Annotated in this window: 16 protein-coding genes; 10 read left to right on the top strand and 6 right to left on the bottom strand. The window is 73.5% G+C overall.

Annotation, left to right across the window (positions count from 1 at the left end; translation table 11 throughout):
- Nucleotides 1-36: 36 nt before the first annotated feature.
- Both fliD and GOBS_RS04890 read right to left on the bottom strand, forming a co-directional pair.
- Entirely contained in the window at nt 37-1,446 is a 1,410-nt protein-coding gene (fliD, locus tag GOBS_RS04885) for a flagellar filament capping protein FliD (RefSeq protein ID WP_012947186.1), read from the bottom strand.
- Nucleotides 1,447-1,552: 106 nt separating this feature from the next.
- The gene (locus tag GOBS_RS04890; RefSeq protein ID WP_012947187.1) at nt 1,553-2,386 is read right to left on the bottom strand and encodes a flagellin N-terminal helical domain-containing protein; all 834 of its coding nucleotides are present in this window, start codon (nt 2,384-2,386) and stop codon (nt 1,553-1,555) included.
- A 358-nt stretch (nt 2,387-2,744) separates the two neighbouring features.
- On the opposite strand from GOBS_RS04890, the gene GOBS_RS04895 reads away from it, so the two are divergent.
- A complete protein-coding gene (locus GOBS_RS04895; protein WP_012947188.1) occupies nt 2,745-3,824 on the top strand; it encodes a glycosyltransferase family protein in 1,080 nt (359 codons plus the stop codon).
- A 188-nt stretch (nt 3,825-4,012) separates the two neighbouring features.
- Here GOBS_RS04895 and GOBS_RS04900 read toward each other — a convergent pair whose 3' ends face one another.
- Complete coding sequence (locus GOBS_RS04900) at nt 4,013-4,864, bottom strand: sigma-70 family RNA polymerase sigma factor (protein WP_243697644.1); 852 nt, start codon at nt 4,862-4,864, stop codon at nt 4,013-4,015.
- A 322-nt stretch (nt 4,865-5,186) separates the two neighbouring features.
- Here GOBS_RS04900 and GOBS_RS04905 point away from each other — a divergent pair, with 322 nt between their 5' ends.
- From GOBS_RS04905 to GOBS_RS04945, 9 genes are all read left to right on the top strand, one after another.
- A complete protein-coding gene (locus GOBS_RS04905; protein WP_041241340.1) occupies nt 5,187-5,672 on the top strand; it encodes a flagellar protein FlgN in 486 nt (161 codons plus the stop codon).
- Nucleotides 5,669-7,117 carry a flagellar hook-associated protein FlgK gene (gene flgK, locus GOBS_RS04910; protein WP_012947191.1) on the top strand — a complete coding sequence of 483 codons (1,449 nt, stop codon included), beginning with the start codon at nt 5,669-5,671 and terminating at the stop codon, nt 7,115-7,117. The genes GOBS_RS04905 and flgK overlap by 4 nt, the downstream gene beginning before the upstream one ends.
- A 4-nt stretch (nt 7,118-7,121) precedes the next feature.
- Nucleotides 7,122-8,018: a flagellar hook-associated protein FlgL gene (gene flgL / locus GOBS_RS04915; protein WP_012947192.1), complete on the top strand. Its 897-nt coding sequence runs from the start codon at nt 7,122-7,124 to the stop codon at nt 8,016-8,018.
- Nucleotides 8,015-8,419 (top strand): flagellar assembly protein FliW, encoded by a 405-nt coding sequence (gene fliW, locus GOBS_RS04920; protein WP_012947193.1) that lies wholly within the window; start codon nt 8,015-8,017, stop codon nt 8,417-8,419. The genes flgL and fliW overlap by 4 nt, the downstream gene beginning before the upstream one ends.
- A 98-nt stretch (nt 8,420-8,517) precedes the next feature.
- Nucleotides 8,518-8,829, top strand: coding sequence for a carbon storage regulator CsrA (gene csrA / locus GOBS_RS29935; RefSeq protein ID WP_012947194.1), 312 nt, complete (start codon nt 8,518-8,520; stop codon nt 8,827-8,829).
- 201 nt (nt 8,830-9,030) lie between these two features.
- Nucleotides 9,031-9,534, top strand: coding sequence for a hypothetical protein (locus GOBS_RS04930; RefSeq protein ID WP_012947195.1), 504 nt, complete (start codon nt 9,031-9,033; stop codon nt 9,532-9,534).
- A 78-nt stretch (nt 9,535-9,612) separates the two neighbouring features.
- Complete coding sequence (locus GOBS_RS04935) at nt 9,613-10,713, top strand: sigma-70 family RNA polymerase sigma factor (protein ID WP_012947196.1); 1,101 nt, start codon at nt 9,613-9,615, stop codon at nt 10,711-10,713.
- Between the two features lie 137 nt (nt 10,714-10,850).
- Nucleotides 10,851-11,195 carry a hypothetical protein gene (locus GOBS_RS04940; protein ID WP_166487291.1) on the top strand — a complete coding sequence of 115 codons (345 nt, stop codon included), beginning with the start codon at nt 10,851-10,853 and terminating at the stop codon, nt 11,193-11,195.
- Nucleotides 11,192-11,950 (top strand): hypothetical protein, encoded by a 759-nt coding sequence (locus GOBS_RS04945; protein ID WP_012947198.1) that lies wholly within the window; start codon nt 11,192-11,194, stop codon nt 11,948-11,950. Before GOBS_RS04940 ends, GOBS_RS04945 begins: the two co-directional genes overlap by 4 nt.
- Before the next feature lie 118 nt (nt 11,951-12,068).
- Here the strand turns inward: GOBS_RS04945 and GOBS_RS04950 are convergent, their stop codons facing one another.
- From GOBS_RS04950 to GOBS_RS04960, 3 genes are all read right to left on the bottom strand, one after another.
- Nucleotides 12,069-14,078: an NlpC/P60 family protein gene (locus GOBS_RS04950; RefSeq protein ID WP_012947199.1), complete on the bottom strand. Its 2,010-nt coding sequence runs from the start codon at nt 14,076-14,078 to the stop codon at nt 12,069-12,071.
- Between the two features lie 114 nt (nt 14,079-14,192).
- Nucleotides 14,193-14,453: a hypothetical protein gene (locus GOBS_RS04955; protein ID WP_012947200.1), complete on the bottom strand. Its 261-nt coding sequence runs from the start codon at nt 14,451-14,453 to the stop codon at nt 14,193-14,195.
- Between the two features lie 197 nt (nt 14,454-14,650).
- Nucleotides 14,651-15,967, bottom strand: a complete 1,317-nt coding sequence (locus GOBS_RS04960; protein WP_012947201.1) for a citrate synthase — start codon at nt 15,965-15,967, stop codon at nt 14,651-14,653.
- Between the last annotated feature and the right edge of the window lie 12 nt (nt 15,968-15,979).

The raw sequence follows: 15,979 nt of genomic DNA on the forward strand, positions 1-15,979 counted from the left end.
GGGGTACTAGCAGGATCGGCCGGGCGGGCCTCGTCTTCAGCCGGACAGCGAACCGAGCTGGCCGGCCAGCCAGCTGGACTGGTTCTTCAGCGAGCTCAGTGCCGTCTCCATGGCGCTGAACTGGCGGGTCAGCGCCTCCTTGCGGGCGGCCAGGCGCAGGTCCCAGTCCGCGATCCGCGACTGGTAGTCCTTCACCAGGGCCTCCCTGCCCTGTGCCAGGAGGGTCAGCGTGCCGGTGGTGGACTTCGTGGCGTCCTTCGCCGTGGTCGCCAGTCGCTGGGCGAGGCCCTCCACGGCGGGGGCGCCATCGCTCGCCGGCGCGCCGCCGAGCAGCCGGTGGACCGCCTCGGGGTCGGACTGCATGCTCTTGAGGAAGGTCGCCTCGTCGAACGTCACCTTGCCGTCGCGGGTCAACTGGACGCCCAGGGCAGCCGGGGAGCCCGCGGTGTAGGTGCCGGGGGTGCTGGCGGAGGGGACGGCGCCCGGGACGGCGTCGGAGACCTTCGTGAGGAGCCGGCTGGCCAGCTGGCGCAGCGCGAAGTCGCCCTTGAGGACGGCGGTGCTGCTGGTTCCGCTGTCGGTGTTGGTGGCGATGCTGGTCAGCGCGGCGTTGACCGCGTCGACCAGCGTCTTCACCTTGGTGGCGACGGTCTTCAGGTCCTCGCCCACCTCCACGACGACGGACGTGTCGCTCTCCTCGGTGACCGTGATGGCGACGCCGGTCATCAGGTCGGCGAAGGTGTTCGTCGGTGACGTCACCGCGACACCGCCCACGTCGAGCGTGGCGTCCTTCGCGGGAGAGACCACCGTGAAGAGGTCGCCTGCCGCGGACTGCACGTCGAAGTAGCCCTTGGCGCCTGGGGTGGTGCTGGTCAGCTGGAGGCGGTACCCGTTACCGGTGTTCACCGCGGTGGCGCGGACGCCGAGGTCCTCCCGGTCGTTGATGTACGCGATCGTCTCCGCGAGGGTCGCGTCCTGGTCGGGAGGGTCGATGGGCGTCGGGGTGCCATCCGGCCGGGTGATCGTCAGCGGCCACGGCGACGGCCCCGGGGTGGTGGCGTCCGGGCCGATGGGCTTGCGGACGTCGGTGCCCGTCGTGGCCCAGGTGGCGGTGCTGAGGTAGCTGGCCGTCGAGGCCAGCGACCCGACGGTGAAGCTGATGCGGCTGCCGGGAACGGCGGTCGACGTGGCGCTCGCGGTCACCGAGGCAGCGGTGCTCTTCGCTGTCCGGGCCGCGGCGAGACCGTCGGCGGTGAGTGCCTCAGCCGCGGCGCGTACGGCGTCGACCTTGGTGTTGACCGCCCGGTACGCGTCGGCCGCCTTCTGCGCGGCGCTCATCTGCGCCTTGAGCCGGGTCTGCGGCAGGGCCTCGGCCGCGACGAGCTGGGAGACGAGGGAGGTCGTGTCCAGACCGGAGACCAGACCGTCGACACTCAGGCTCACCATGGGGTTCCTCCAGGCGGGTCAGGGGTGGGGACGCCAGTGAGGGGGGAGGCCGGAGCCTCCCCCCTCACCGGGTGGTGCTAGTTGGTCAGGCGCTCAGGGACCGAGGTCACCGGAGGAGCTGCAGGACGCCCTGCGAGCCCTGGTTGGCCTGGGCCAGCATCGCCGTACCGGCCTGCGACAGGATCTGCGACCGGGTGAAGGACACCATCTCCTGAGCCATGTCGGTGTCGCGGATGCGGCTCTCCGACGCGGCCAGGTTCTCAACGGTGGCGTTCAGGTTGTTGATCTTGTGCTCGAGTCGGTTCTGCACCGCACCGAGCTTGGCGCGCTCGGTGGAGACCTTCTCGATGGCGCCGGTCACCGCGGTGATCGCCGTGCTGGCGTTCCCCTGGGTGGTGATGTCGCCGACGGCGCCGGCGAAGAGCCCGGCGGTGCCGGAGGCGCTCATGTCGACGATGCTGACCTCGAGGGTCTCACTCGCATTGGCGCCGACCTGGAACAGCTTGGTGGTGTAGCTGCCGTCCAGGAGCTCGGTGCCGTTGAACGTCGTCTTGGTGGCGATGTCGTCGAGCTCCTTGGCGAGCGCCTGGAACTCGGCGTTCGCCTTGGCCTTGTCCGTGGAGCTCACGGCGCCGTCGTTGGCCGCCTGCACCGCGAGGTCACGCATGCGCTGCAGGATGGAGTGCGTCTCGGTGAGCGCACCTTCAGCGGTCTGGACGACGGAGATGCCGTCCTGCGCGTTGCGGACGGCGACCTTCAGGCCACCGATCTGGGCGCGCAGGCCCTCGGAGATGGCCAGGCCGGCCGCGTCGTCGGCCGCCCGGTTGATGCGCAGGCCGCTGGACAGCTTCTCCAGCGACTTGCTCATCTGACCGTCGGTCACGTTCAGGTTCCGATAGGCGTTAAACGCGGCGATGTTGTTGTTGACGCGCAGACCCATGGTGTTCCTCCTTGGAATCGGGTCGTTCCCTGTCCGCTGCTTCCGTGCTGCGGCCTTGCAGTGGTGGTTACGGCGGGGTGGGGAGGGACCTTGAGGCGAACCGGAGCGATTTTTCGGCGGCTCTCTCCGAGGGGTGGTCCGGCCGTCGGTGGTGCGCGGTGTGCTCGTGCGACAGGCGGTGCGAGGAATCGGCGTGTCAGGAGCCTCGGGAGCAGGGGCGACGGAGATGGTGGACCGGCCGCCGACGGCCCCGTCCGCTGACGGAGCGCCTCCCACCTCAGATCCCTGCCCCAGCGACGGCGCCGCCGGGCGATGCGACTGGCGCTCGCGTTCGAGCGCCGTGAGGACGTCTCTGCCCATGAACGTGTTGCTGTCGACCACCCTGTTCCCAGGGTCGCTGTACTACCGGATGTCCGAGCCGGCGCGGGCGGTCAACGACGTCGGTCTCGGCGTCGAGGTCACCGTCCAGCGGGGCGTGAAGACGACCATGGCGCGCTCCTCGGCGGACCCCGATGCGCCCGCGGCGGTCCAGACCGTGGATGCCCAGGGGGCCGACGTCGTCGTCCTCCAGCTGCCGAAGACCCGGGAGATGCTCGACGCCCTGCGGCTCCTCCAAGGACGAGGCGTGGCCGTCGTCGTGGAGATGGACGACCTGCTCTCCGCCGTGCCACCCGGCCACCGCGGACACGACGTGCTGGTCCGCAAGGGCGTGGCGCGGGTCGCGGCGGCCTGCGCCCGGGAAGCCGACTTCGTCACCGTCTCCACCCCGGCTCTGCTCGAGGAGTACGCGCCGCACGGTCGCGGGATGGTGGTCCCGAACGCGATCCCCCGCCGGATCGCGGAACTCACCCCGGCCCATGACCGCGCTCCTGAGGTCGTGACGGTCGGCTGGGCCGGCTCGGTGTCGACCCATCCCTACGACCTGGAGGAGATGCAGTCCGGGCTGCAGCAGGCGCTCGACCGCACCGGGGGAGTGAGCCGGTTCGCGATCCTCGGGGAGGCCGGCGATGCCCGCCGCAGGCTGCGTCTGGCCGAGGACCCGATCGAGCTGCCCTGGGTCCACGACGTGGACGGCTACCTGGCGACGCTGGGGCAGAGGTTTGACATCGGCCTCGCCCCGCTGCGGATCGACCGGTTCAACACGGCCAAGAGCTGGCTCAAGGTCCTCGAGTACGCAGCCCGCGGCATCTACGCCGTCCGAGCGCCGAGCGCCGAGTACGAGCGGCTGGGACTGGGACACCGTGCCAAGCGCCCGCGTGACTGGTCCGCCGCCATCGTCAAGGGGGTCGAGGACCCGGACCGGCGCCGCGACGTCGCGGCCGCCGACCGCGAGCTGGTGCTGGCTTCCCATCTGACCGAGCACACCGCTGAGCTGTGGGTCACGGCCTGGCGGCAGGCGCGGGAGAACCGCTCCCGCGCGGACCGCATCGGAGCCTGAGGGGGGACCGGTCCTCCCCACCCCTCACAGTGGAAGGACACCTCCCCGAGCCCTTCGCAGGCTCAGGGCACGCCAGGAGGGGGCCGTGCCCTGGACGGGGTCGTCACTGTGTGCTCGGCCACGAACAGCAGAGCGCCCCGGGTCCTCGTCGAGGACCCGGGGCGCTCCGGCGTCTCGCGGTGACGGGCTCAGGCGCTACGACCGGTCGCCGTCACCCACGGGTTGCGGTGCGGCGGGACGGCCACGGGACGCGAGTGGGGGAGCGGCGGGGCCGCAGCCGGCGGGGCGTTGCGGCCGGCCACCCGGTCGACGTAGGAGCGCTGCTGGTTCCGGGCGCGCACCCCGCCGTCGGCCGGCACGGCCTTGCCCTCCCACACCTCGCTCATCGCCGCGTGCAGCAGGGTCAGCGCGCGGGCGCGCATCTGTGAGACGCGGGAGAGGGTGACGCCGAGGTCCGCGGCGATGTCGGTGAGCGACTCGCCTCCGAAGAAGTTGCGTTCCACGACCTCGTCGAGCCGGTCGGGCAGCTGGCGGATCGCCTCGTGCAGGTACCGGGACCGCTCGCTGCGCAGCAGCGCGCGCTCCGGCGACTCCCCGGTGTCGGGCAGGTCGAGGGAGGCGCCGTCCGGACCGGTCTCGGCGTCGATGCTCACCATGACCGCCCGGTGGACGTCGACCTGCAGGCTCTCCAGGTCACTGCGTGCCATCCCGAGGCTGGCGGCGAGCTCCTCGCGCGTCGGCGGGCGGCCCAGCTGGATGGCCAGCGCGTCGGCCGCGGCGTCGGTGCGCCGGGCGGCGGCCCGCACGGAGCGGCTGGCCCAGTCACCGGAGCGCAGCTCGTCGAGGACGGCGCCCTGCAGCCGGGCGAGGGCGTACGTCGCGAACGACGCCCCCGCCGACGGGTCGAAGCGCCGGGCGACCTCGACCAGTGCCACGCGCGCGCAGGACAGCAGGTCCTCGCGGCTGACGTGGGCCGGCAGCGAGATGCGTGAGGCGACCGCGTTGACCGCGAACGCGGCCAGCGGCAGGTGCTCGGTCACCAGGGCGTCGACGTCCCGGGGGGAGGTGTCGCGGGTCGTGGTGTCCCGGGTCGGGCGTGGCCGGGTGGAGGGGCCGGCGGGCGGGGCGACGGGGAGGCGCGAGGCTGAGGCACTGGACCGCAGGGGCGCCTGTGCACGCGATGGGCTCACGTCCCCCTTCTCGGCAGGCTCCGGCCCGGACGGCACCCCCTGATCGGCACGGACGCGTCCCGACTTGAGCACCTCGGCTCAAGGCCCCCCGGATGGTGCCGAAGCTGCTCACTGAGAACCCGCGGGCAGCACCGACGCCTGCCCCGGGGAGTACGGAGGGACGGTGGGGGGCGTGGACTACCAGCTCCTGTCGACGTTGCTGTGGCGCGAGCAGGAGCTGCTGGACCTGCTGCTGTTCAAGGCGGAGGAGAAGCAGTACCTGATCGTCACGGGCAAGACCCGCTGGCTGTCGCGCATCGCGCACGAGATCGAGGTCGTGCTCGACCAGCTGCGCACCATCGAGGTGGAGCGCGCGGCGGCCACCGAGGTCATCGCCGAGCGGCTGGGCGTGGGCGTGAACCCATCGCTGCGCAAGCTCGCCGAGGCCGCCCCGACCCCGTGGAACGACCTGTACGCCAAGCACCACGAGACGCTGTTGGCGCTCGTGACGGAACTGCGCGGCCTCTCCGACGCCAACCGCGAGCTGATCGAGGGCGGGCTGTCCGCCTTCGGCGACGCGCTGCTGTCGGTCAAGGCGCCGTCGGCCGGCACCTACGGGGCGACCGGTCGCAGCGACCAGCGCGCGCACCGCGCGGTCACCCTGGACGGTGCTCTGTGAGTTCCACCTTCGGCGGGCTGAACACCGCCCGGACGGCGCTGTGGGCGTCGCAGCGCGGGCTGGACGTCACCGGCCAGAACATTGCCAACGTCAACACCGACGGCTACTCGCGGCAGCGGGTCGAGCTGCGCGCCATGGGGGGCACCGCCGTCCCGGCGATCCACTCGGTGAGCAGCCCGGTCGGCAACGGCGTGGACGCCAACCAGGTCGACCGGATCCGCGACGTGTTCCTGGAGCGGCGCGGTCAGGTCGAGACGGCGCGCACCGCGCAGCTGACCGTCGGCAACGAGGCGCTGGCCCAGGTCGAGGCCGCCTTCCGCGAGCCGGGGGAGACCGGCATCCGCAGCATGCTGGACGACGTGTGGGCGGGCTTCAGTGCCCTGGCCAACGCCACGGACCCGACCGAGCCGGCCGTGCGCAGCCAGGTGCTCGAGCGGCTGGACATCCTGGCCTCGGGCATGAGGACCACGCGGGCCACCCTCGACCAGCAGTGGCGGCAGACCCGTGACAACGTCGTGGCGCTCGCCGCTGAGGTGAACACGACGGCGTCGTCCATCGCCGACCTCAACACCCAGATCCGCCAGGCCACCCGGTCGGGGCTGCCCACCAACGAGCTCTCCGACCGCCGGGACCTGCTGGTCGTGCAGCTGGCCGAGAAGGTGGGCGCCACGTCCGTGGCGGCGTCGGACGGCATGGTCGACGTCATCGTCGGCGGTACGACGCTGGTCGCCGGCGGCTCCGCGCTCGGCCTGCGCGTCGCCGGCGTCGACGACCCGGACGCCGTCGGCGCCGGGAACGACCCGCGGGTGGTCACGGCCCCGGGCGGGACGACCCTCGCGGTCGGCGGCACCGCCGGCGGCCAGATGGCGGTGCTGTCGACGACCCTCCCGAGCTACCGCAACGCGCTCGACGGGCTCGCCCGCGACCTGGTGGGCAAGATCAATGCGGTCCAGGCCCAGGGCTACGACGTCTACGGCGCGTCGGGGGCGGCCGAGCCGCTCATGGACGACGGCTCCGGCAACCCCGTCGTCGACCTGGCCAACGTCGACGCCGGCAACATCAGGGTCCGCGTCACCAGGCCCGAGCTCATCGCCGCCGCGACGACGGCCCCCGGGGTCCTCGGTGCCCCCTCGGCCGACGGCGGCAACGCCGACGCGTTCTTCGACCTGAGCCTCGAGAACGGTGGCGTCGACGCCACCTATCGGGCGCTGGTCGTCGCGCTCGGGGTCGAGGCCTCGGTCGTCGCCCGCGACGTCGCGGTCCAGAAGGTGATCTCCACCCAGGTGGACGCCGCCCGCGAGTCCGTGTCCGGTGTCAACCTCGACGAGGAGATGACCAACATGCTGTCCTTCCAGCACGCCTACAGCGCGGCCGCCCGCATGGTGACCGCCATCGACGAGGCACTGGACACCCTGATCAACCGCACCGGCGTCGTGGGGCGGTGACCTGATGCGGATCACCCACCGGGCCGTCACGCAGACCGCGCTCCTCGGCCTGAACACCAACCTCTCGTCCGTGGCGAAGCTGCAGCAGCAGCTGACCTCCGGGAAGCTGATCAGCGCCCCGTCGGACTCGCCGACCGGGACCAACAAGGCGCTGCAAATCCGGCAGGACCAGAGCGCCGTCGAGCAGTTCGCCAAGAACATCTCCGACGGGCAGAGCTGGCTCGACGCGACCGACACCGCGCTGAACGAGGCCGTCGCCCAGGTGCAGCGGGTCCGTGCGCTGACCGTGCAGGCCATGAACGACGGTGCGGTGTCGACCAGCTCGCAGAGGGCCATCGCCGTCGAGGTGGCGGCGCTGCGGGAGAGCCTCCTCGGTGTGGCCAACTCGAGCATCAACGACCGCGCCCTATTCGGTGGCGTGACCCAGGGCTCGACCGCGTACAGCGCGGACGGCACCTACGTCGGCGCGCCGCCCGTGGGCGAGGGGATCACCCGACGGGTGTCGAACGCCGACCGGATCCGGATCGACGTCACCGGCCACGAGGCCTTCGGCGTGCCCAGCCCCGGCAACCCGGACCTGTTCGGTCTCGTCGGGAAGATTGCCGCCGATGTCGGGACCGCACCCGACGCACTGTCGGCTGACCTCGAGCAGCTCGACGCGGCGCTCGACCGGCTGCTCGGGGCCGCCGCCTCCGTCGGCGCCCGCTCGACCCGGATGGAGGCGGCCGGCCAGGTCAACACCGACCTGCAGCTGACCCTGGCCTCGCAGCTCGTGGCCGTCGAGGACATCGACCTGGCAAAGACGATCATGGAGCTCAGCCAGACCGAGGTCGGCTACAAGGCGGCGCTGCAGGCCACCGCTCAGGTGATCCAGCCGACGCTCGTGGACTTCCTGCGATGACCCTCTCCGCCGTCGCGACCCTGCCCCTGCTGTCGATGACCGAGGCGCTGCCCGGGTTCCCGGGCCACCGGGACTACGTGCTGGTGACCGCCGACGGCGACGGCCGGCTGTTCTGGCTGCAGTCGATGGCGCCGGAGGGCCCGCGCTTCCTCGCCATCGACCCGGGCAGGTACTTCCCGGACTACGCACCCGCGCTGCCCCCGGCCGTGTGCGCGGACCTGGAACTCGACGACTCTGCGGAGGCACGGCTGTACTGCCTGGTGACGGTGCCGGCCGAGGGCCCGGCCGCGGCCACGGCCAACCTGCGGGCCCCGCTGGTGGTCAACCCGGCCAACTGGCGGTCCAGCCAGGTCGTGCTGCTCGACGGATCCCATCCCATCCGGCGGCCCCTGCGCCGATAACTGAACCGGTGGACGCGAGTCCGCCACCCCGGCGGGCGGCGACCAGTTGCTCGCCGATCCGCCAAGGACGGCCACCACACACCCATGGAGGGGTACCCGTGCTCACTCTCACCCGCAGCGTCGGCGAGACCATCCGCATCGGCGACGACATCGAGGTCCACGTCGTCGAGGTCCGCGGCGGCACCGTCCGCCTCGGCTTCAAGGCCCCCCGGGAGGTGACCATCCACCGCGAGGAGGTCTACCGGCAGATCGCCGAGGCAAACCTGCTCGCGGCCCAGGTCACCGCCGACACGCTTGGCGCGCTGGCCGCCTTCGCCCCCACGGCGGCCGAGGAGTCCGGGACCGCCACGGAGCACCCGCCCGCCGAGCCGATCGGTCACGCTCAGGTCACGGAGGGCTCCGCCGGCTGACAGAACTGGCCGGGGCAGGCCCCCCAGCTCTTGTGGACTCCTGCCGAGCACCGCACCGGACGGGTCCGTGCATCGATCGACACGGGCAAGACCTGCCGAAGAGATGCCCTGACATTGCGTATGGCACAGCGAGAGTTGTGCCGGTCGCTGGGTCGTGGATGCGCGAGAGTTGCCCCAAGCACGTCACAGGGGGCAATCAGGATGCAGCAGACCGTTACCACCGAGTCCGGCGACCAGGTCGCCACGGTCGTCGGCTCCGACGCGGAGTCCGACACCGTCGTCGTGCACGTGCAGCTGCGGCCGCGCCGCGGGTCCACCCGGCGGTGTCTCGCGGCGCTGGCCGAGCTGGCCGGCGCGCACCCCGCGGTGTCCTTCACCCTCACCGGGCTGAGCAAGGACGACCGGGTCGTGCGCGTGACCGTCGGCGTCGAGCTCGGCCCGCGGGCCGCCGTCGCCCGCTTCTCGCCGCAGGCGCAGGCCGCCTACGCCTTCGTCAGCTCGCTGTTCACCACGCTGTACGACCACATGCCGGTCTACACGGTGGAGCCGGGCGAGGCCGAGCGCGCCGCGGCCGCCGACCTGATGGCCCACCTCGAGGCCGGCCCGGCGACCGAGGTGGTCCCCGCCCCGCGGCGGCCTGCTGTGGTCGAGCACGAGGAGGACGCCGTGCTCCTCACCCCTCGCAAGCTCGCGACGAGCCTCTGAACGGGACCACCCCCGCCGTCCGTCGCGGTCGTGCCGACCGCACAGCGCCGTCTTCCCCACAGCGCCGAGGAGTTCCCGGTGAACCACTCCACCCCCACCCCCGTCGACGACACCCGCGCCGCCCGCAGCCGTGAGCCGCTGGTCTTCGGCGGCATCCCCGAGGCCGAGGGCTGGGCTCTCGCGCCCATCACGCCGCGCGACCGGGTGCACTTCCGGACCGACCGCGAGCTGCCGCTCGAGGAGTTCCGCCGCGAGCTGCCCGACGGCGTCACGGTCAGCTACGACGAGGGCGAGGGCCTGTACCGCGTCGACGGCGCCTGCGGCACCGCCTCGGTGCTGGCCGAGTGGGTCAAGGCGTGGTGTGCCGGGCACGGGACGGCGACCGTCGGGCTGCGGGCGGAGACCGACGTCCGCCGCCGGGCGCCGCGGGACCTGCCACCGGCGTTCCTCGACGAGCTGTGCCGGCACTACCTCCCCGTGAGCCTCAAGCGGCTGCAGCGGAACTCGAGCACCCTGCGCATGCACGTGCCGGACCCCGACGACCTCACCCAGCAGGTCAGCGAGTGGATCCTCAAGGCGGTCGGGCAGTTCGACGAGGGCAAGGGCGTCCCGTTCGGAGCCTTTCTCGCCACCCAGCTGTCGAAGTGGGTGCACGACCTGGGCCGCAACGCCCACGGTCGCACCGCCGCCGACACCGAGAACAAGCAGCAGAAGGCGGTCGCGGCCTTTCTCGCCGAGCACCAGCGGCGGCCCAGCGAGCGGGAGCTCGCCGCCTACATGGGGCAGAGCGTCGCGACGCTGCGGCGCAACTCGCAGACGGTGGCCACGCTCAACGGGCTGCGCAACCTGCAGTCGCTGGACGGCGTCGGCCCGGACGCGACCGAGATCATGCTGCCGGATGCCCACGAGGCGCCGGACGAGATCATGGGTGAGGCGGAGCAGACGCTGCTGTCGCACGCGCTGACGGCGGCGTGCGCGCCGGATCCGGACGCGCGGCCCGACCAGCGGGCGGGTCAGCCCAACGTCCTGGGCTGGGCGACCTGGTACCTGACCACCTGGGGTGGCCGGACCAAGACGCAGCTGTCGGCCGACCTGGGCACCTCCGTGCGGAACATGAACGTGCACGCCGACCGCGTCGAGCGGGCGCTCAAGCAGCGGCTGACCGAGCTGGCCGACTGATCGGGTCCATCTGCGGGAAACAGCCGTGACACGGGTCCATCGCGGCTCCGGCCTGCCGATATCCAGGTCGTGAGAGAGCGCACGGGAGCCGGCCGCAGCCGCGGTGCGGTGCCCGTCCCGGCCGCCGCGGGTGCGTGGTGAGCGCCCTCGCCCCGGGCGCAGCGGCGCCCGACGTCCTGGTCCCGCACTGGCTGACCGCCGCCGAGCGGGAGGAGCTGGGGACGCTCGTGCGCTGCGCCCTGGAGGGTGCCGAGGTGCACCCGGTGGCCGCCATCCACCTCTCCGACGTGCTCACCGAGCTGCACGTGGCCACGGCACGCGACGCCATGTGGCCCGGCTCCGCAGCGCGGGTGCGCCGGGTGACCGGCTGGGGCGCCGACGTGCTGCCCGTGCGGCTGTCCGCCCGGGAGCTGACCAGCGTGCTGACCCTGCCCGAGCTGGCGCCGAGGCTGCGCACCGCACTGTGCCAGGACCGTCCGTGAGCGGCGGGCTGTTCGGCGCCGCCGGGCTGCTGCAGCGGCTGCGCTCCGTGCCCGTCACCGTGGCCGACCTGCGCCGGGTCGCCGACGAGGTGCTGCCCCCGTTGGCGACCGGGCGACTGCAGATCTCCCTGGCCGACGACCGGGTCGACGGTCCCGTCGTGGTCCTCGAGGAGGACGAGCGGCGGGTGCGCACACCGTTGCGCGACCTGGCCGAGGACATGACCGACGCCCGCGTCGGCTCGACGCCCGAGGAGCTGGCGGCCGCGCTGACGGCCTGGGTGCTCGACCGCCCGGTCCCCGACGCGGTGGCCGCCGAGGCCGGCGTGGCGGTGCTCGACTGGACCGACCGGACCGAGACCGGCGTCGGCTGGCGGGTCGTCGTCCGCCGCGGGAACCGGGCTCTGCCGTGGACGCCGTCGGCCGGCCTGGACCGGCGCGCCGTGGACCGTGCGCGCGCAGCCGCGTGGGAGCGGGCTGCCGCGGTCGGGGGCTCCCTGAGGGTCGAGGGCCCGGTGGCGCTGTGGGCGCACCCCGAGGTGCCGCTGCTCGCCTCCGCCGTCCTCGTCGCCCCGGGGCTGCTGCTGGACCACATCGCCGCCGCCGGGCTCGACCTGCACGACCCGCACGTCGTCGTCACGCCCTCCTCGCCGCTGGCCTGCGCCGACGCCGGCGTGGCCGCGCGGCTCGCCGGGGAGACCGGCGAGGCGTGCCAGCGACTGCCCTGGCGGCAGCTCGCCCGCCTGCGCTGGATCTGAGCTTCCGCGCCGCAATGATCAGCTGACCTGATCCCAGCGTGTCCTCCCTCGCGTTCGGCGGTAGGGGAGGACACGCTGGGATCAGGTCACTTGATCATGGCCCGCCGCAACCGCCGGTTCAGGCCAGGTGGCCGAACTCCCAGTGCCACGGCTCGGGCTTCTCGCCGCCCTGCCGGGCCCAGTCCGGCTGCACGAAGCCGAACCGGCCGGCGTTGGCCGCCATCCACGCCGACTGCACGGTGCCCGCGACGTTGATGCCGCCGCAGAGGTCGACCGCCAGGGCCCACCCGTGGTTCGACGTCCCGGGCACCGCGGCGAGCGCCGGCTTGGCGCGGGAGGCGGTGACCTGAGAACCCAACGATCGGTAGGAGTCGGTGATGCACAGCGGGCTGCCGAACGCCGCGCGGTAGGCGTCCGCCAGGGCCGCGTAGCCGGCAGCGGCGTCGCAGCGCAGGGCGTGGCCGCGGGCGATCGGGCACAGGGCGGTCGCGGGGATGGTGCCGTTCGACCAGCCGCCCCAGGCCGGGCTGACCGGGCCGACCGGCGCGGGCGGTGCGCCACAGGCACCCCGGCCGGCGGTACCGGCCGGCAGTGCGGCGTTCGGCTGCGCCGGGGCGGGCAGGGTGACCCGCACGGCGGCGGACGCGTCCCCGACCGGGCGGACGCCGACCTGGTAGCCGGCGGCCGACGCGGCCACGACCTGGCCCTCGCCCACGTAGACGCCGACGTCGTGCCCGCCGTCGGCGTGGACGAGGTCGCCGATCTGCAGCTGGGACAGCGGGACGGCGGCGCCGTGCGCCCACTGGTCGCCGGCGGCGGTCGGGATCGCGTACCCGGCCAGCAGCCACGAGGCAGCCGCCAGGCCGCCGCAGTCGTAGGCGTCGGGACCGGTGCCGCCGGGCACGTAGGGCTTGCCGACCTGGGCCAGCGCGGAGCTCACCGCGGCCACCGTCTCGGCCGGCAGCACGGTCACCGGGCGGTTGCCCGCCACGGCCCAGGCGACTCCCGGGATCGGCTGCCCCGCACCGTCGAGCGCGGGGGAGAGGCCGGCGGGCAGCGCCGTGGGGTCGACGAGGTCGGCCGCCGTCGGCGACTCGATGCCGGCGAGCGCCAGCACGCCGAGGTGCTCCTGCCAGCGGCGCAGCGCCGCCCGGTTGGCGTCCTGCTGCGCCGCCGCGGCCTGGGCGGTGCCGAGCGCGGCGAGCTGGGCGGCGACGTCGGTCCGCAGCCCGCCCACCTCGGCGCGCACCTCCTCGAGGACGGCGGCAGCCTGCGCCTGCACGGTCGCGAGGGCGGCCTCGGCCACCGTCACGCGGCGGGTGGCCAGCGTCAGGTCGGCCTCGGCGCGCTGGGCCCGGACGACGTCGACCTCGAGCTCCTGCGCGGCCTGCTCGGCGAGCGCGGTTCCGTGGAGGACGTCGGCGGTGGCGCCGGCCGCCCGGACGTCGAGCTGCAGCAGCGGGCTCCGCGACTCGGCCGACGCCCGGTAGAGGTCGGCGGCGCCGGTGCCGACCGTCGCGCGCGCGGCCGTCACCTGCTGCTGCGCGGACTGCTCCGCGGCGCGCGCCGACGCCAGCTCGGCGTGCCGGGCGGCGAGGTCCCGCTCGAGGGCGCGGTAGCGGTTCGCGGCGTCGAGGAGTGAGCCCTGGGCCGCGAGGGCGAGTCCGGTCGTGTCGGTCGGCTCGGCGGCGGTGCTGGTCGCCTGGGTGCCAGGAGACACCAGGCCGGCCAGCACGGGCAGCACGAGACCGAGGGCGGTCAGGGACAGCCGCACCCGCCAGCGGCGGCCGTCGGCGGTGGGCAGCCAGCGGCGGAGCGGAGCCGGCCGGGGGGACGCCGTGCGGCGCTTCCGGCTCGTGCGCGCGCGGGTGGCGGAGGCCGGACGGCGGCTGGAGGAGGACCGGCCGGTGGTGCTGCGGCGGGACGGCGCGGCCCCGGGGTCCGGGGTCGCGGCGGCGCGGGCGGCCAGCACGGCGCGCAGCGCCTGGGCCTCCTGCGCGGTGAGCGGCGGGCGCGGGGCGGTGGTGCGGGCGCCGGCGGTGCGGGTGCGGGCGGTGGCGGTCCGGGCGGTGGTGGTCCGGGCGGGTCGGGTGGCGGCGGTGCGGACCGACGTGCGTGGTGCGGGCACTGCGGGTCCCCCGGGCTGTCTCGTCGTACGTGGCCGGCGCCGCGGTGTTCCGCGGTGCGCTCAGACCTCGTATCGACGGGGGCGGGGGGCGCCCGGAGGGAGGGGGAGGGGGTCTCACCCCTCCGGGTGAGGGTGATCCGCAGGTGGCACCCGATCGGCGTACACGCCCGCCGGCGGTGCGGTGCGCTCGGTCGGCGGCCACCAGGCGCCGTGGTGGTGCTCGAGCGGGATGCGCAGCTCCGCGCCGTCCTCGGTGGAGACGACCAGCTCCACCCGGCTCACGCGGCGACCGGTGCCGTCGACCTGGACCGCGCCGCCGGTCGCCAGCGGCACGGGTGGCAGCACCAGGTCGTCCTCGGAGGGGGACTCGGACACGGGACTCCCTCCCGGAGCGGTGGCGCGGACGGACGTGGCGGGGCCCATGCTGCCGGAGACGCCGAGGTCCCGTCGTCCGGGGCGGACGACGGGACCTCGAGAGAGGACCCCGCTGCCCCCCGGCCCCGTCCCGGGTCCCGCCCCGAGCGTGCGAGGGGTGGGGAGGACGGGGTCCTTCTACTGCAGCAGGGCCGGGCTCAGCGCTCGGACAGCGGCACGAACGCGCGCTCGGTGGCCCCGGTGTAGACCTGCCGCGGCCGGCCGATCTTGGTGGCCGGGTCGTTGATCATCTCGCGCCACTGGGCGATCCAGCCGGGCAGCCGGCCGAGGGCGAAGAGCACGGTGAACATCCGCGTCGGGAAGCCCATCGCCCGGTAGATCAGCCCGGTGTAGAAGTCGACGTTCGGGTAGAGCTTGCGCTCGACGAAGTAGTCGTCGGAGAGCGCGATCTCCTCCAGCTGGCGGGCGAGGTCCAGCAGCTCGTTGTCACCGCCGAGCTTGTCGAGCACGCTGTCGGCGGTCTGCTTCACGATCGCCGCCCGCGGGTCGTAGTTCTTGTAGACCCGGTGCCCGAAGCCCATCAGCTTGACGCCGGGCTCCTTGTTCTTGACCCGCTTCACGAACGACGGGATGTCGCCGCCCTCGCGCTGGATGGACTCGAGCATCTCCAGCACCGACTGGTTCGCCCCACCGTGCAGCGGACCGAACAGCGCGTTGATACCGGCCGAGATGGAGGCGAACAGGTTGGCCTGGGAGGAGCCCACCAGCCGCACCGTCGACGTCGAGCAGTTCTGCTCGTGATCGGCGTGCAGCACGAACAGCATGTCCAGCGCCGCGGCCAGGTCCGGGTCGACCTCGTAGGGCTCGGCCGGGAAGCCGAACGTCATCCGCAGGAAGTTCTCGGTCAGCCCGAGGGAGTTGTCCGGGTAGAGGAACGGCTGGCCGACCGACTTCTTGTACGCGTACGCGGCGATCGTCGGCAGCTTGGCCAGCAGGCGCAGCGTCGAGATCTCGACCTGCCGCTCGTCGAACGGGTCCAGGGAGTCCTGGTAGAAGGTCGACAGGGCGCTGACCGCCGAGGAGAGCACCGGCATCGGGTGCGCGTCGCGCGGGAAGCCCCTGAAGAACTGCTTGAGGTCCTCGTGCAGCAGCGTGTGCCGCCGCAGCCGGGAGTCGAACTCGGCCAGCTGGTCGGCGGTCGGCAGCTCGCCGTAGATCAGCAGGTAGCTGACCTCGACGAAGCTGGCCTTCCCGGCGAGCTGGTCGATCGGGTAGCCGCGGTAGCGGAGGATCCCGGCGTCACCGTCGATGTAGGTGATCGCCGAGGTGCACGCGGCGGTGTTGACGAAGCCGATGTCCAGCGCGACCTGTCCGGTCGTCGCCAGCAGCTTGCCTGTGTCCAGTCCATCCGCCCCTTCCGTGGCCGGGACCACGCGCAGGGGCAGTTCTCCACCGGGGTAGCGCAGGGACACGTCGGGGTTGCCGGCCGCGGGTGCGCTTGCTGTCTCGCTCATCAGTTGGGGACG

Source organism: Geodermatophilus obscurus DSM 43160, from assembly GCF_000025345.1.
GTDB classification, from domain to species: Bacteria; Actinomycetota; Actinomycetes; order Mycobacteriales; family Geodermatophilaceae; genus Geodermatophilus; species Geodermatophilus obscurus.

Bases quoted from the DNA above. Each gene is read 5' to 3' on its own strand.
- fliD (WP_012947186.1), bottom strand. From the start codon at position 1,446: ATGGTGAGCCTGAGTGTCGACGGTCTGGTCTCCGGTCTGGACACGACC.
- GOBS_RS04890 (WP_012947187.1), bottom strand. From the start codon at position 2,386: ATGGGTCTGCGCGTCAACAACAACATCGCCGCGTTTAACGCCTATCGG.
- GOBS_RS04895 (WP_012947188.1), top strand. From the start codon at position 2,745: ATGAACGTGTTGCTGTCGACCACCCTGTTCCCAGGGTCGCTGTACTAC.
- flgL (WP_012947192.1), top strand. From the start codon at position 7,122: ATGCGGATCACCCACCGGGCCGTCACGCAGACCGCGCTCCTCGGCCTG.
- fliW (WP_012947193.1), top strand. From the start codon at position 8,015: ATGACCCTCTCCGCCGTCGCGACCCTGCCCCTGCTGTCGATGACCGAG.
- GOBS_RS04930 (WP_012947195.1), top strand. From the start codon at position 9,031: ATGCAGCAGACCGTTACCACCGAGTCCGGCGACCAGGTCGCCACGGTC.
- GOBS_RS04960 (WP_012947201.1), bottom strand. From the start codon at position 15,967: ATGAGCGAGACAGCAAGCGCACCCGCGGCCGGCAACCCCGACGTGTCC.